1 protein-coding gene is annotated in these 382 nt (G+C 66.0%); it reads left to right on the top strand.

The features are described from left to right. The coding region (locus B4N44_RS04530; RefSeq protein WP_296697341.1) for a glutamate synthase-related protein at positions 1–382 on the top strand (382 nt) is incomplete at both ends.

The raw sequence follows: 382 nt of genomic DNA, 5'->3' as shown, positions 1-382 counted from the left end.
AGGATCTCGCGCAGCTCATCCACGATCTGAAAAACGTCAATCCGAAGGCCCGCATCTCGGTCAAGCTGGTCTCCGAGGTCGGTGTCGGAACGGTGGCCGCGGGCGTCTCCAAGGCCCATGCAGACCACGTCACCATCGCCGGCTACGACGGAGGCACGGGCGCCAGCCCGCTGACCTCCATCAAGCACGCGGGATCGCCTTGGGAGATCGGTCTGGCCGAGACCCATCAGACCCTGGTGCTCAACCGGTTGCGCGGGCGTATCGCGGTTCAGGTCGACGGCGGCATGCGCACCGGACGGGACGTGGTGATCGGTGCCTTGCTCGGGGCCGACGAGTTCGGGTTCGCAACCGCGCCCTTGATCGTCGAGGGCTGCATCATGAT

It is taken from the genome of Thiocapsa sp. UBA6158 (genome assembly GCF_002423035.1).
In the GTDB taxonomy this organism is placed as follows: Bacteria; Pseudomonadota; Gammaproteobacteria; order Chromatiales; family Chromatiaceae; genus Thiocapsa.
The sequence above is the reverse complement of the archived record's forward strand: the minus strand, read 5'-3'. Positions and strand labels throughout refer to the sequence as shown.